At 37.0% G+C, this 13,712-nt stretch carries 15 protein-coding genes; 5 read left to right on the top strand and 10 right to left on the bottom strand.

The genetic code is table 11. The annotated features are described in order from the left end of the window. Nucleotides 1-39: 39 nt before the first annotated feature. The 4 genes from ACPT8O_RS03325 to proC all read right to left on the bottom strand — a co-directional run bounded on the left by ACPT8O_RS03325 (nt 40) and on the right by proC (nt 3,404). Nucleotides 40-327: a DUF5339 domain-containing protein gene (locus tag ACPT8O_RS03325; RefSeq protein ID WP_005656308.1), complete on the bottom strand. Its 288-nt coding sequence runs from the start codon at nt 325-327 to the stop codon at nt 40-42. Nucleotides 328-499: 172 nt separating this feature from the next. Further along, on the bottom strand, nt 500-1,393 hold the full coding sequence (gene xerD / locus ACPT8O_RS03320) for a site-specific tyrosine recombinase XerD (RefSeq protein WP_005654087.1): 894 nt from the start codon (nt 1,391-1,393) through the stop codon (nt 500-502). Between the two features lie 29 nt (nt 1,394-1,422). Then, a complete protein-coding gene (locus tag ACPT8O_RS03315; protein WP_021035693.1) occupies nt 1,423-2,589 on the bottom strand; it encodes a 3-phenylpropionate MFS transporter in 1,167 nt (388 codons plus the stop codon). Then, entirely contained in the window at nt 2,589-3,404 is an 816-nt protein-coding gene (gene proC, locus ACPT8O_RS03310) for a pyrroline-5-carboxylate reductase (protein WP_021035694.1), read from the bottom strand. Before proC ends, ACPT8O_RS03315 begins: the two co-directional genes overlap by 1 nt. A gap of 65 nt (nt 3,405-3,469) precedes the next feature. Here proC and rdgC point away from each other — a divergent pair, with 65 nt between their 5' ends. Beyond that, nucleotides 3,470-4,378 carry a recombination-associated protein RdgC gene (gene rdgC, locus ACPT8O_RS03305; RefSeq protein WP_021035695.1) on the top strand — a complete coding sequence of 303 codons (909 nt, stop codon included), beginning with the start codon at nt 3,470-3,472 and terminating at the stop codon, nt 4,376-4,378. A 49-nt stretch (nt 4,379-4,427) separates the two neighbouring features. Here the strand turns inward: rdgC and ruvX are convergent, their stop codons facing one another. The 6 genes from ruvX to ampD form a co-directional block, all read right to left on the bottom strand. Continuing rightward, on the bottom strand, nt 4,428-4,847 hold the full coding sequence (gene ruvX / locus ACPT8O_RS03300; RefSeq protein WP_021035696.1) for a Holliday junction resolvase RuvX: 420 nt from the start codon (nt 4,845-4,847) through the stop codon (nt 4,428-4,430). After that, nucleotides 4,847-5,407 (bottom strand): YqgE/AlgH family protein, encoded by a 561-nt coding sequence (locus ACPT8O_RS03295; protein WP_005654097.1) that lies wholly within the window; start codon nt 5,405-5,407, stop codon nt 4,847-4,849. Before ACPT8O_RS03295 ends, ruvX begins: the two co-directional genes overlap by 1 nt. Beyond that, nucleotides 5,404-6,141 (bottom strand): 16S rRNA (uracil(1498)-N(3))-methyltransferase, encoded by a 738-nt coding sequence (rsmE, locus tag ACPT8O_RS03290; RefSeq protein WP_041175381.1) that lies wholly within the window; start codon nt 6,139-6,141, stop codon nt 5,404-5,406. Before rsmE ends, ACPT8O_RS03295 begins: the two co-directional genes overlap by 4 nt. Nucleotides 6,142-6,190: 49 nt before the next feature. Then, nucleotides 6,191-7,720 (bottom strand): apolipoprotein N-acyltransferase, encoded by a 1,530-nt coding sequence (gene lnt, locus ACPT8O_RS03285; protein ID WP_021035699.1) that lies wholly within the window; start codon nt 7,718-7,720, stop codon nt 6,191-6,193. A gap of 22 nt (nt 7,721-7,742) precedes the next feature. After that, nucleotides 7,743-8,642, bottom strand: a complete 900-nt coding sequence (corC, locus tag ACPT8O_RS03280; protein ID WP_021035700.1) for a CNNM family magnesium/cobalt transport protein CorC — start codon at nt 8,640-8,642, stop codon at nt 7,743-7,745. A gap of 631 nt (nt 8,643-9,273) precedes the next feature. Continuing rightward, nucleotides 9,274-9,828 carry a 1,6-anhydro-N-acetylmuramyl-L-alanine amidase AmpD gene (gene ampD, locus ACPT8O_RS03275; RefSeq protein ID WP_021035702.1) on the bottom strand — a complete coding sequence of 185 codons (555 nt, stop codon included), beginning with the start codon at nt 9,826-9,828 and terminating at the stop codon, nt 9,274-9,276. Nucleotides 9,829-9,942: 114 nt separating this feature from the next. Between ampD and ACPT8O_RS03270 the strand changes: the two genes are divergently transcribed. Genes ACPT8O_RS03270 through ACPT8O_RS03255 form a run of 4 tightly spaced genes read left to right on the top strand, consistent with a single transcriptional unit; the run spans nt 9,943 to nt 13,689 of the window. Next, entirely contained in the window at nt 9,943-10,392 is a 450-nt protein-coding gene (locus ACPT8O_RS03270) for a prepilin-type N-terminal cleavage/methylation domain-containing protein (RefSeq protein WP_021035703.1), read from the top strand. Beyond that, nucleotides 10,389-11,783: a GspE/PulE family protein gene (locus tag ACPT8O_RS03265; RefSeq protein ID WP_094037832.1), complete on the top strand. Its 1,395-nt coding sequence runs from the start codon at nt 10,389-10,391 to the stop codon at nt 11,781-11,783. The genes ACPT8O_RS03270 and ACPT8O_RS03265 overlap by 4 nt, the downstream gene beginning before the upstream one ends. Beyond that, nucleotides 11,780-13,000: a type II secretion system F family protein gene (locus ACPT8O_RS03260; protein ID WP_021035705.1), complete on the top strand. Its 1,221-nt coding sequence runs from the start codon at nt 11,780-11,782 to the stop codon at nt 12,998-13,000. Before ACPT8O_RS03265 ends, ACPT8O_RS03260 begins: the two co-directional genes overlap by 4 nt. Continuing rightward, nucleotides 12,997-13,689, top strand: coding sequence for a prepilin peptidase (locus tag ACPT8O_RS03255; RefSeq protein WP_041175383.1), 693 nt, complete (start codon nt 12,997-12,999; stop codon nt 13,687-13,689). Before ACPT8O_RS03260 ends, ACPT8O_RS03255 begins: the two co-directional genes overlap by 4 nt. Nucleotides 13,690-13,712: the final 23 nt, after the last annotated feature.

The raw sequence follows: 13,712 nt of genomic DNA, 5'->3' as shown, positions 1-13,712 counted from the left end.
ACTAAAAAAGCCTTATTGTATTCAACAAGGCTTTTTTAATTACTCACTATAACTTTTCAAATTACTTAATTTTGCTAAACCCACTTCACAACTTTTTAACTGAGTCGCTAATTCCATTTGAAGAATTTGTTGTTTGCTTTGGTTTAGTTTACTTTTGATTTTATTTACTTGAATGTGGGTTCCAGGTTGTTTTTCTGCTTGGGCAATCAAATTTTCTGTTTCTTTAAATAATTGCTCACATTGTTTAGGTATTAAATTAGATTCGGCTAAAACAGAAGTTGAAAATAAGCATAAAAGTGCAGTAAAAAAAAGCGTTATTTTTTTCATTTTAGAATCCAAAATTACTTTTCGATAGAATAAATGTCGAAATTTTTTGCAAGATAGCAAAATATGCTTGAGCTGTCTAATTTTTTATTCAAAATTTGTGATGTGTGTCAAATTAATTAATCAATAAGAAATTCACAATCAATCTTTAAAACTATAAAAATTTACCCCGAAATTATCCTCTAGGATGAAATCTTTCATGTAATCGTTTCAATCTCTCTTTTGCCACATGAGTATAAATCTGTGTTGTGGATAAATCTGTATGCCCTAGCAACATTTGCACCACACGTAAATCCGCACCGTGATTCACTAAATGGGTGGCAAAAGCATGGCGAAGAACGTGAGGGGAAAGTGCATCAGCATCAATATCTGCGAGAATGGCATAATGTTTTACACGATGCCAGAAAGTTTGACGAGTCATTTGCTGTGCGCGCTGACTTGGAAACACAACATCAGAACTCTGCCCATTTAAGAGAACAGGGCGACCATAAAGCATAAATTGACGAACCCAATAAGCAGCTTCTTCCCCCATTGGCACAATACGCTCTTTGTTCCCTTTACCAATCACTCGCACCACGCCTTGTTGTACGCTCATGTTTTCAATTGTAAGCGAAACTAACTCCGTCACACGAAGCCCCGTTGCATAAAGCAACTCTAACATTGCTTTATCTCGTAACTCCAAAGGCACGTCCACATCTGGCGTATTGAGCAAATCTGACACTTGTTGCTCAGTTAAATATTTTGGCAGGCGACTGGGTAATTTAGGCGAACTTAGCACCGCACTTGGATCATCCACTCGGTATTTTTCCCGATATAAATATTGGAAAAGTTTACGCATTGCACTTAACATTCGCGCGGTGCTAGTGGCTTTGTAACCTTTCTCTAAACGCTCTCCTAGAAAACCTTGCAAATCAACAGCATCTAAAGTTTCCAAAGACAAGTCATTTTTATCCAACCAATCACAAAGTGCGGTTAAATCCAAACGATAAGATTGAACGGTATTTTCTGAAAGCCCTTTTTCAATCCAATATTCATTAAGAAACAAATCAATAAGCGCAAGATTTTTCATATTACTTTTCTACAAGGAAGCGATGCGTCCTATTTATGCTGAACAATCAAAAAGGCATTTAACTTGCGTGGAATCACAAAAAATGCAGCAGCCGCGATGATACTCATCAATACAAATGTCATCGCTGGCGACGTTGGATAAATCGTTCCCGCAATCGCGGTAAAAATGGCAATTAACACACCATTGGATAAACCATTATACAAACCTTGTAATTTCGCAATATGGCTTTGCGGTTGTGTAGTGATATAGCGAACAATCGCATAATGGCACACGGCATAAGTCAAACTATGCATAAGTTGCAATAAGAATATCAACCAAAAATCTTCAATATATCCCATTACAGCCCAGCGTCCAACGCACGCAATCGCAGAAATATAAAGCAGCACGCTGATAGAAATATTTTGAAATAAGCGACGAGAGAAGAAAAATAATACAATTTCTGCTAATACGCCAATGCCCCAAAGTAAGCTAGTTTGAGAAATGGAGATCCCAATACTTGTCCAATAAATCGTGCTATAAACATAATAAGCCGCATGAGAGCCTTGAATGAGTCCTACTGCAATCATTACTCGCAATGTCATTGGATTTTTCAGTAAAGCAATAAAACCAATATGATTTTGATCGCTGCCTTCAGGTATTTCATCTTTTGGGGGAATGGTGGGTTTTAAAAGCTGAATGATGGTATAGAAAGATAAAAGTGCGGTTAAAATCCACACGATATTTTGCTCGCCAACCCAGCCAATCATGCCACCAAACACCACTACGCCAAGGATAAAGGCAGCAGAGCCAATTAAACGTACTTTGCCGTAATCTAAGCCGATTTGGCGTTGCCAAGTGGATGCCAAGGAATCCCCAATTGGCATTCCTGCTGAATTCACAGAGGCATATAAACCAATAGCAATAAATAACAACCAAAAATTATGTGCAACTAAACTCATTGCCGCCATAATAATGGCCGATGCTAACGCCAATAGGCGTAAGGAATTAATAATATGATTGGCTTTTTTAATCAGCGATGAAAAAAATAATCCGCCCGCAAATCGGAAAATATAAGCACTCCCGATAACTAAGCCAATCATTTCTTCGCCATATTGTTGTGATTTCAACCATGCGGGAAAGAAAGGTAAAAATACGCCATAAGCGCAGTAGTAACCTAGAAAGCTCAGTGCGAGCCAATAAAAAGGACGAACTTGCATCAGAATAAAGTTTCCATTTCTTGTGAACGAGATAAACAAGCCTGCATAGCTTGCTCTATTATTTGATTAAAATGTTGTGCGTCAAATACGGCTAACGCTGCCGCGGTGGTGCCGCCCTTCGAGGTGACATTTTCACGCAAAGTTGAAAGTGCAATTTGCGGATTTTCTGTTACCATTTTTGCTGCACCGAGCATTGATTGCTGCACTAATTCACGGGCAGTTTTTTCATCAATATTCATTTTAATTAAGGCTTTCTGCATTGCTTCTAGCATTAAAAAGAAATAGGCAGGGCTACTTCCTGAAGCGGTAGTTACTGCGTGCATTTGAGTTTCATCATCCACCCAAACCGTTCTTCCCACTGCCCCCAACAAATCTTGTGCAAAAGTGCGGTGATTTTCGCTCGTATTTTTCGGTGCAAATAAACCTGCCATACCTTCGCCCACTAATGCGGGCGTATTTGGCATAACACGCACTACTGCGTTCGCACTTGGAATTAATGCGTTCAAGCGTTCAGTTGAAATCCCCGCAGCAATGGAAATTAATAATTTATCGGAAAAATCCACCGCACTTAGTGGCGAACAAACTTCAGCCATCATTTGAGGTTTTACCGCAAGCAATACAACTTCCGCTTTGATTACGCTTTCCACATTATTTTCAGAAGTTGTCACGCCAAGATTGGCAAAAAATGCTCTTTTTTCCTCATTCGGATCATTCACAATAATTTGCTCGGCAGGATAACCTTGTTTCAATAAACCAAGAATAATAGCCTGTGCCATATTACCGCCGCCAATAAAGGCAATCAATTTGTGTTGCATCGTTTTTCCTACTTTTATGGGCTATAATGCTGCATATTCTACCCTATATTGAAGGAAGTGTTACGATGTGGTTCAAAAATTTAATGACTTATAGACTGACTAAACCGCTAGATTGGGATCTTGCACAGCTACAAACTCAACTGGAAGATTGTCAATTTCATCCTTGCGGTGCTCAAGATCAAAGTAAATTTGGTTGGTCAGCCCCATTACGAGGCACTGATTTACTCTATTTTTCTGTTGGAAAACAAATTCTACTAATCGCCAAAAAAGAAGAAAAAATCTTGCCAGCAAATGTGGTCAAACGTGAACTTGATGAACGCATTGAAAACCTTGAACAAAAAGAAAATCGCAAACTTAAAAAGGTAGAAAAACAGACATTAAAAGATGATGTCGTGATGAATTTATTACCCCGTGCGTTTAGTAAAAATCAGCATACGGCACTGTGGATTGATACGGAAAATAATCTTATTCATATTGATGCCGCATCGAGTAAACGCGCAGAAGATGCACTTGCATTACTGCGTAAATCCCTAGGATCGCTCCCTGTCGTGCCTTTAGCCTTTGCTAATGAACCCAGCACGATTTTAACCAATTGGATCCTTCAAGATAGCTTACCCCATTGGTTACTTGCATTAGAAGAAGCCGAGCTTCGCGGTAGTCAGGAAGACAGCGTTATTCGTTGTAAAAAACAACCCTTAGAAAATGAAGAAATTCTCGCACTTCTGCAAGATGGCAAAAAAGTAGTAAGTAAATTAGCCTTAGAATGGGAAGATACCTTAACTTTCGTTTTTAACGAGGATTGCACAATCAAACGTTTAAAATTTGCAGATAGTATACGTGAAAAAAATGATGATATTCTGAAAGAAGATTTTACACAGCGTTTCGATGCAGATTTTGTACTGATGACTGGTATTCTAGCCAAACTCACCGAAAATTTATTAGATGAATTTGGTGGCGAAAAAACGAGATTATAAAATCGCACTTTAATCATTCTAAAATTAGGTTTATTTTGGCAATGTAAATTTAATATTCAGTGCATTCAAACCAGCTCTCTAAAATTAAACAGGCTGAAATACCATCGACTTTGCCTTTTTTTAATGCTTTAAAACCACCACGTTCAAAAATCTCACTACGAGCTTGCGTGGTGGTTAGTCGTTCATCTTGTAAATGGACATTAACCCCAAAACGACCTTGTAAACGATTTGCAAATTTACGAGCCAGCAAAGTCAAATTTTGTTCTGTTCCGTCCATATTTAAAGGAAGACCAACAATAACAACATCTGGCTTCCATTCTTTCAAGCATTTTTCGATCGCTTCCCAATTTGGAATGCCATCTTGTGCTTTAAAAGCTGGCAAGGCTTGTGCTGTACCTGTAATACTTTGCCCTATGGCACAACCGATACTTTTAGTGCCAAAATCAAAAGCTAGAGCGGTAATTTCCATTAACTATGCCCCACTTGCGCTAAGGCAAAATTATAAGGATGAATACCAAGTAACTGATTAGCCGCCATATAACGATCTTCATAGGGCATATCAAATAAAATTTGATCCTTAGATGACGCCACCAACCACGCATTATCGCTTATTTCTTTTTCTAACTGACCTGCCCCCCAGCTTGAACATCCTAGTGCAACAAGATATTTTTCAGGTGCAAAAGTTGAACCGAGCGTTTCCACTACATCAGCGGAGGTTGTCATTGAAAGTTCCTCTGTGACTTTATAAGTATGCTGAAAGGCATTAAGCGTATTCTTATGTAAAATAAACCCTCTTTCTGTATGCACAGGCCCGCCTGCGACCACCATTTCGTTACCAAAAGTGCGGTCATTTTTCATCATAAAATTGAGTTTTGAATAAAGTTCCGCAATGCTTAAATCTGTCGGCTGATTAATTACCAAACCCATTGAACCCTGTTCATTATGCTCACACATAAATACTACCGTGCGATTAAAATAATCGTCTAAATGTGGCATTGCGATCAAAAATTTTCCTTGTAATTCCATCATTCGCCTAAATCCCCAAAACAAATTTGTAATGCAGTTATCGCTGCAAGTGATGCAGTTTCAGTACGTAAAACACGTTTTCCTAATAAAATTTCTGTAAATCCTTGCTGTTCAGTTTGTGCAATTTCTTGTGCAGATAATCCACCTTCCGAGCCAATTAATAAACGAACACCCTCAGATGGAATAGTCGGTAAGGTTTTAATAGAATAGTGCGCGCGTGGGTGTAAATTCAATTTCAATGCACCATCATTTTCTGCACACCAATCTTGCAATTTCATCAATGGACGAATTTCTGGCACGCTATTACGACCGCACTGTTCGCAAGCTGCAATCGCAATTTTTTGCCATTGTTGGATTTTTTTATCCATTCGCTCTGCATCAAGTTTTACGCCACAGCGTTCTGACCATAATGGCGTAATCACATTTACCCCCAATTCTACAGATTTTTGAATAGTAAATTCCATTCGTTCTCCGCGAGAAATTACTTGCCCCAAATGGATTTTTAAATGGGATTCTTTATCCGCAAGCTCACGCCCTAAAATCTCTACTTTTACGGACTTTTTATTTGACTCAATAATTTTTGCTGGATAAATATGATTAGAACCATCAAAGAGTTCAAGCTGTTCGCCTTCTGTCATTCTTAACACTCGAGCAACGTGATTTGTCGCGTCTTCCGAAAGAAGACATTGAGTTTGATTTTCAAGGGATATTGGATGATAAATTCTTGGTATGCGCATAATGTTTATTTATATGAGTGAAAAAGTGCGGTCATTTTAACTGGTGTTTTTATTGGATATTCATCTTACGACGAATAAACGCCATCATACTGTGCAAGAGTAAAAACAATAAAGACAAAGCATACAAAGGCATATTTCCTAATACAGAATAAGGGGTTTTGCCTTCTGTAGGTGCAATCTTATAAGTCAAAGTTGTTTCAATAAATTGTGGTGCCTGCGCTAATACCTTACCTTGCGCATCAACGAAAACTGAAATCCCCGTATTCGTTGCACGAATAAGCGGTTTGCCTAACTCTAAAGCACGCATTCTTGCCATCTGTAAATGTTGCCAAGGCCCGATAGAATCGCCAAACCACGCATCATTAGATAACGTGAGCAAATAATCCGTATCTTGTTTCAAATTTTGTCGCACTTGCTCGCCGAAAATAATTTCATAACAAATTGCTGGCGAAAAAGCACGTTTTTTTGCGATTAAAGAGGGTTGAACAGCCTCTCCACTTTGAAATGCTGACATTGGTAAATTAAACACTGAATTAAGTGGTCGCAAAATACTTTCTAGCGGAACATATTCCCCGAAAGGCACAAGATGATGTTTATTATAACGATTTTGCGTATTTGGTTGATAAGGAAAATCTGGGTTTCCAGCAGTCATAATTGAATTTAATAACTTACCAGATTTTGTATCTTGGAATACCGTTCCAATCATAATCTCCGTTTTCGTTTCTTTAGCAGCATGCTCTAATCCCTCAAAAAATGGCGTAATCGCATTTTCAAGGGTTGGTAAGGCTGATTCAGGCAAAATAATTAAATCTGTTTTACCAAGATTTTCTGCGATTAATTTTTGATAAATTGCCAAAGTAGAATAGAAATAATTAGGATCCCATTTAAGATTTTGTTCAATATTACCTTGTGCAAGCGTGACTGAAATTGCCTTATCTTCAACAGATTTTACAAAGTGAATTCGGGATGAATAAGCACTTAATCCCCCCACGATGATCAATAACAAAGCATTCGCTAAAACTAATTTAAGGTTTTTCGTTTTAAACAAAGAGGAAACGAGATTAAAAATTACCGCACTTGCCCAAACAGTAAAGAACGTTAATCCTGTTACGCCAAAAATAGGGGCAATGCCATAAAATGGGCTGTCAATTTGTGTATAACCAAATTGAAGCCAAGGAAAACCAGTAAAAATCCAACCCCGTAAAAATTCTGTCAATGTCCAAATCACGGCAAAAATTACCGCACTTTGCACTTTGAAATGATGAACCAAATAGGTAAACAGCATCGGGTATAGCGCAAGATAAGCCGCAAGTAAACCGACAAGGAAATAACTTACCCCTAAAGACGCACCACCAAATTGATGAATGCTGACATTAAGCCAACTTACTCCAAAGCAGAAAAATCCCATCGCCCACAAGAAAGTGGATAAAAGTGCGGTGGATTTTTTAGGATTTTTAGCGACATAAAGTAAACCGAGTAAAGAAACATAGGCTAAAGGCCAATAATCAAATGGCGAAAAGGCAAAAACGCCGAGTAAACCTGATATAATCGCAATAAGATAAGTAAAATATTTATTCATAAATTTAATTGATAATAAAATCCTATTCAGATTTTTCATCTACATTATTCATTTCTGCCAAATGTTCATCTGGCACTGTGACTCGAAGTTGAATTAATCGACGACTATCTGCAGAAGTCACTTTAAATTGAAGATTTTTCAAAATAATTTCTTCCCCACGTTTTGGTAAATAACCAAAAGTCTGCATAATCAGACCGCCAATGGTATCCACTTCTTCATCATCAAAATCCGTATTAAATTGTCCATTGAAATCATCAATATCTGTGAGCGCACGCACCGCATAAGTATGACGAGAAAGCTGACGAATATCCGCGACTTCTTCTTCATCAAATTCATCTTCAATATCGCCAACAATTTGTTCCAAAATATCTTCAATAGTAACAAGACCTGATACCGCACCAAATTCATCCACCACAATGGCCATATGAAAACGCTCTGAGCGGAAATCTTTCAACATACGATCCACTCTTTTGCTTTCTGGCACAATCACGACGGGGCGCAATAATGAAGATAAATCAAAGACTTCCGCATCTTCACGTAAAAATTTTAATAACTCTTTTGCGTGCAAAATCCCCACGATATTATCGCGATCATCCGCATCGGCAATCACAGGAAAACGAGAATGAGCGGATTCAATAATTGTGTTTAAACAAGTATTTAAATCTTGTTGATCTTCAATAAAAATAATTTGTGAACGAGGAATCATAATATCGCGAACACGAAGTTCCGCAATTTCCATCACGCCTTCAATCATTTCACGCGTATTTTGATCAATTAAATCATTTTGTTCTGAATCGCGAATCACTTCCACAAGTTCTTCACGATTTTTTAATTCGCCTTGAAAAAAGCGACCAAATAAAGATTGGAAAAAAGGTTTTTTTGTATTTTCAGATTGGTTTGAATTTTGCTGTTCGTCGTTCATATTGATTTGTGTTTGATGTCTTATTGACGGCGAAAAAGTATCATATTTTGGAAAAAATCGCAAAAATCGAAAAGACGAAAATCAATAAAAATAACCGTACATTGGGTTTAAACCTAAAGTGCGGTTAAAAATACACAATTTTTACGGAGAGGGGAAAATTCTAGACAACAAAATATTCTTATTTTGTTTATATGACGAAAAGTATCTATGTTGTGGATAACTTGTGAATAATGGATTTTTGATTGTGAATTGATCTCGTAAAAAGAGGGCAAAGATCCTTATCACATCAAACTTCAAAATAAATCGGGTTATTTGTAACCAAAAGATCTTAAATAAAAATAAACCGCACTTTTTACATACAAAAATGGAAGAAAATGCGGTAAAAAAATACAATTTTTAAAATGGTTTTATTCACAAAAGATCTTTTTACCATCTCTTTGAGTTATTCAATATTTCTGTGGATAAAATTGTGGTTGAGAAAATCTGTAATGTTGTATAACTCAAATTAACTTTTTTAATAAAATTTCAGCTTTAAATTTATTCCTTTTAATTCAACTGGTTAGAAGTAAAAGAATGAATGCATTTAGAATACACAGAATACCCAAAATTTGATGTTTAATTTTTATACAGATTATTTCACACTGGATAAATAACGTTCCCAATCAAAATATTGACCAGGATCGATCTTACGTTTCGGCGAAATATCGCAATGTCCAACAATTCGAGCTTTCGTAATCTTCGGGTAACTTTTCATTATTACATTGGTAAGTTCTTGCAATGAAAAATATTGATCGTCGGTAAAAGGCTGTTCATTACTCCCCTCCAACTCAATTCCAATGGCAAAATCATTGCATTTTTCTCGTCCTTGAAAATTCGATACGCCTGCGTGCCAAGCGCGATCATTAAAATTGACATATTGCGTAATTCGCCCATTTCGTTCAATCAAACAATGGGCAGAAACACGCATTTGATGAATTTCTTCAAAATAAGGATGAATCTTAGGATCTAATTTCCCTTGAAAAAAATCATCCACATATCCGCCACCAAATTGTTCTGGCGGTAAGCTAATGTAATGGATCACCAGAAGTGAAATATCTTGTAAATCTGGGCGTTTATCAAAATGCGGAGATGGAATTTGCCGACAATCGGTCAGCAATCCTTTCTCAATATCTTTTATTTTTCGCATACATTTTTCCTTTTTTTGCGATCAGGATCGCAGAAAAAGTGCGGTCAATTTTACAAACAAATTTTTCCTTTTCACAATGTCGTTGCCAACAAAGGCTTAATAAAAGGAAAATGAATGAAACTAACAACACAGCAAACCTTGAAAAAAGGTTTTACATTAATCGAGCTAATGATTGTGATTGCAATTATTGCTATTTTAGCCACCATCGCAATTCCTTCTTATCAAAATTATACCAAAAAAGCTGCGGTATCCGAATTACTGCAAGCGTCTGCGCCTTATAAGGCTGATGTGGAATTATGTGTATATAGCACAAATGAAACAACAAGCTGTACAGGGGGAAAAAATGGTATTGCAGCGGATATAAAGACAGCAAAAGGCTATGTAGCCTCAGTTATCACTCAATCAGGTGGCATTACAGTAAAAGGGAATGGCACATTGGCAAATATAGAATATATTTTGCAAGCTACAGGTAATGCTGCAGCAGGTGTAACTTGGACAACAACCTGCAAAGGAACGGATGCCTCTTTATTTCCTGCAAATTTTTGCGGAAGTGTCACACAATGACGAGCTATGCTTTACTTCATACTCAGCGTGTAATTGCTCAAAATGGCGAGGTATTTACGATCTCGCCAGATTTATGGGAACGTAATCAGCAACAACAGTCTCTGCTCTTACGTTATTTTGCGTTACCACTCAAAGAAGAAAATAATCGTCTTTGGTTAGGTGTCGATTCCCTTTCTAATCTTTCCGCCTGTGAAACCATTGCGTTTATAACGGGAAAACCTGTCGAACCAATTTTGTTAGAAAGCAGCCAACTCAAAGAACTGTTACAACAACTTACTCCGCGCCAAATGCAAGTGGAAGAACAAGTTAAATTCTATCAACATCAAGAGACCCATTTTGAACAAGAAGATGATGAACCTGTTATCCGCTTACTTAATCAGATTTTTGAATCTGCCTTACAAAAAAATGCCTCTGATATTCATTTAGAAACCTTGGCTGATCAATTTCAAGTGCGGTTTAGAATTGATGGTGTTTTACAACCACAACCCTTAATAAGCAAAATATTCGCCAATCGTATTATTTCACGCTTAAAATTACTGGCTAAATTAGATATTAGTGAAAATCGACTTCCACAAGATGGGCGATTTCAATTTAAAACGACTTTTTCCGATATTCTTGATTTTCGCCTTTCAACCTTACCAACCCATTGGGGCGAAAAAATCGTGTTGCGAGCGCAACAAAATAAGCCAGTAGAACTTAGCTTTTCTGAATTAGGTATGACAGAAAATCAGCAACAAGCATTTCAACACGCACTTAGCCAGCCACAAGGATTAATTTTAGTCACTGGTCCAACAGGAAGTGGAAAAAGTATCTCACTTTACACCGCACTTCAGTGGCTAAATACGCCTGATAAACATATTATGACTGCTGAAGATCCCATTGAAATTGAGCTGGATGGCATTATTCAAAGCCAAATTAACCCACAGATTGGATTAGATTTTAGCCGTCTATTGCGCACTTTCTTACGCCAAGATCCCGATATTATTATGCTAGGCGAAATTCGCGATGAAGAAAGTGCAATGATTGCACTACGTGCCGCCCAAACCGGGCATTTAGTACTCTCAACTTTACATACCAATGATGCGATATCTGCCATTTCTCGATTACAACAACTTGGTATTCAACAGTATGAAATTGAAAACAGCTTACTGCTCGTTATTGCGCAACGTCTTGTACGAAAAATCTGTCCAAAGTGCGGTGGAAATTTAATAAATTCTTGTGATTGCAATCAAGGTTATCAAGGTCGAATCGGCGTGTATCAATTTCTACATTGGCAGCAGAATGGCTATCAAACGGATTTTAAAAATTTACATGCGAGTGGTTTAGAAAAAGTTAATCAAGGAATGACGGATAATAAAGAACTTGAACGTGTGCTAGGTAAAAACTCATGACTAAAAAACTCTTTTATTATCAAGCTAGTAACGCATTAAATCAGGAACAAAAAGGCTCAATTATTGCGGATACAAAACAACAAGCACACTTTCAATTAATAAGCCGCGGGCTTACTCACATCAAATTACAACAAAACTGGCAATTTGGGGCAAAGCCCAAAAATTCAGAAATTAGTGAATTACTCAATCAATTAGCCACGTTGCTACAGTCCGCTATTCCGTTAAAAAACAGTCTGCAAATTTTGCAACAAAATTGTACTCAAATTATGCTCAATGAATGGCTTGAACGACTACTTCAATCTATTGAATCTGGTTTAGCATTCTCACAAGCCATTGAACAACAAGGGAAATATCTTACTCAACAAGAAATTCAACTGATTCAAGTGGGAGAAATGACGGGAAAACTTTCCGTTGTTTGTAAAAAAATAGCCACGCATCGTAGCCAATCTTTAGCATTGCAACGTAAATTACAGAAAATTATGTTATATCCCTCAATGGTATTGGGAATTTCTCTATTATTGACACTCGCATTACTGCTTTTTATCGTGCCTCAATTTGCTGAAATGTACAGTGGCAATAATGCTGAGTTACCAACAATAACCGCAATATTGCTCTCAATATCTAATTTTCTTAAGCAAAATATTGGCATTTTGCTATTTTTCGCTTTTAGTTTTTTTCTATTTTATTACTTCTATCTAAAACGCCAGACTTGGTTTCATCAAAAGAAAAATCAACTTATTTCTATCACGCCTATTTTTGGCACAATTCAAAAGCTTTCACGTTTAGTGAACTTTAGTCAAAGTTTACAAATTATGTTGCAGGCTGGCGTACCGCTTAATCAGGCACTAGACAGTTTTCTTCCTCGCACACAAACTTGGCAAACCAAGAAAACGCTTGTAAACGATATGGTATTAGATAAAGAAGTGCGGTCAATTTTGCAATGGGTTTCTCAAGGCTATGCGTTTTCTAATAGCGTAAGTAGCGATCTTTTCCCGATGGAAGCACAACAAATGCTACAAATTGGCGAGCAAAGCGGAAAACTCGCTTTGATGCTAGAGCATATCGCGGATAATTACCAAGAAAAACTTAATCATCAAATTGACTTCCTCTCACAAATGCTAGAACCATTAATGATGGTAATCATCGGAAGCCTGATTGGAATTATTATGATGGGAATGTATTTACCTATCTTTAATATGGGTTCTGTTATTCAATGATTTATTTCATAATGTTTTTATTAGGCGGTATCTTAGGGATCGCATTGTGGTTCTACCTATCTGGTTTTATTACGCATTTGCAGCAAGAGATTTATGCGACTTACGTTGAATTATTTCCACAAAACCGTTCTCCATTTCAACCGCACTTTGCCTCTATTCAACAAAAAAAGTGCGGTCATATTTTGAGGTATTTTTTAAGTGTTGGAGTTGGATTTATATTTTTACAAATTGCCTTCAAAGATTCTATTTTTACTGTATGGATCGGACTCACACTTATTATTCTTTGGACAATCAGTTATCTTGATTGGCACTATCAACTTATTTCTACGACACCCTGTTTATGGTTACTTACTCTAGGATTATTTGGAGCAGACAATAACTTTTCATTGCTAACGTTATCTGAAAGCATAAAAAGTGCGGCTAGTTTTTTTATTGTTTTCTACGCAATCTATTGGATTGCAAAATGTTATTACAGAAAAGAAGCCTTTGGACGGGGAGATTATTGGCTAGCAATGGCATTAGGAAGTTTTATTCGTTTAGAAACCTTACCGCACTTTTTATTATTAGCCTCAGTGCTTGGAATATGTTTTTCGCTTATTCATAAAAAGAAAAAAGAATTTATACCTTTTGCCCCTTTTATGAACTTATCAGCTGTCATCATTTATTTCGTCAAATATTACGGATATTAAAAAGGGGAAAACATAATATTTTC

Origin of the sequence: Haemophilus sp. HN_Hi08 (assembly GCF_049824455.1) — a bacterium.
Taxonomy (GTDB): domain Bacteria; phylum Pseudomonadota; class Gammaproteobacteria; order Enterobacterales; family Pasteurellaceae; genus Haemophilus; species Haemophilus influenzae_D.
This window is presented reverse-complemented; position numbering and strand designations above follow the sequence as displayed.

Coding starts and splice junctions, on each gene's coding strand:
- ACPT8O_RS03325 (WP_005656308.1), bottom strand. CDS start 327: ATGAAAAAAATAACGCTTTTTTTTACTGCACTTTTATGCTTATTTTCA.
- xerD (WP_005654087.1), bottom strand. CDS start 1,393: ATGAAAAATCTTGCGCTTATTGATTTGTTTCTTAATGAATATTGGATT.
- ACPT8O_RS03315 (WP_021035693.1), bottom strand. CDS start 2,589: ATGCAAGTTCGTCCTTTTTATTGGCTCGCACTGAGCTTTCTAGGTTAC.
- proC (WP_021035694.1), bottom strand. CDS start 3,404: ATGCAACACAAATTGATTGCCTTTATTGGCGGCGGTAATATGGCACAG.
- rdgC (WP_021035695.1), top strand. CDS start 3,470: ATGTGGTTCAAAAATTTAATGACTTATAGACTGACTAAACCGCTAGAT.
- ruvX (WP_021035696.1), bottom strand. CDS start 4,847: ATGGAAATTACCGCTCTAGCTTTTGATTTTGGCACTAAAAGTATCGGT.
- ACPT8O_RS03295 (WP_005654097.1), bottom strand. CDS start 5,407: ATGATGGAATTACAAGGAAAATTTTTGATCGCAATGCCACATTTAGAC.
- rsmE (WP_041175381.1), bottom strand. CDS start 6,141: ATGCGCATACCAAGAATTTATCATCCAATATCCCTTGAAAATCAAACT.
- lnt (WP_021035699.1), bottom strand. CDS start 7,720: ATGAATAAATATTTTACTTATCTTATTGCGATTATATCAGGTTTACTC.
- corC (WP_021035700.1), bottom strand. CDS start 8,642: ATGAACGACGAACAGCAAAATTCAAACCAATCTGAAAATACAAAAAAA.
- ampD (WP_021035702.1), bottom strand. CDS start 9,828: ATGCGAAAAATAAAAGATATTGAGAAAGGATTGCTGACCGATTGTCGG.
- ACPT8O_RS03270 (WP_021035703.1), top strand. CDS start 9,943: ATGAAACTAACAACACAGCAAACCTTGAAAAAAGGTTTTACATTAATC.
- ACPT8O_RS03265 (WP_094037832.1), top strand. CDS start 10,389: ATGACGAGCTATGCTTTACTTCATACTCAGCGTGTAATTGCTCAAAAT.
- ACPT8O_RS03260 (WP_021035705.1), top strand. CDS start 11,780: ATGACTAAAAAACTCTTTTATTATCAAGCTAGTAACGCATTAAATCAG.
- ACPT8O_RS03255 (WP_041175383.1), top strand. CDS start 12,997: ATGATTTATTTCATAATGTTTTTATTAGGCGGTATCTTAGGGATCGCA.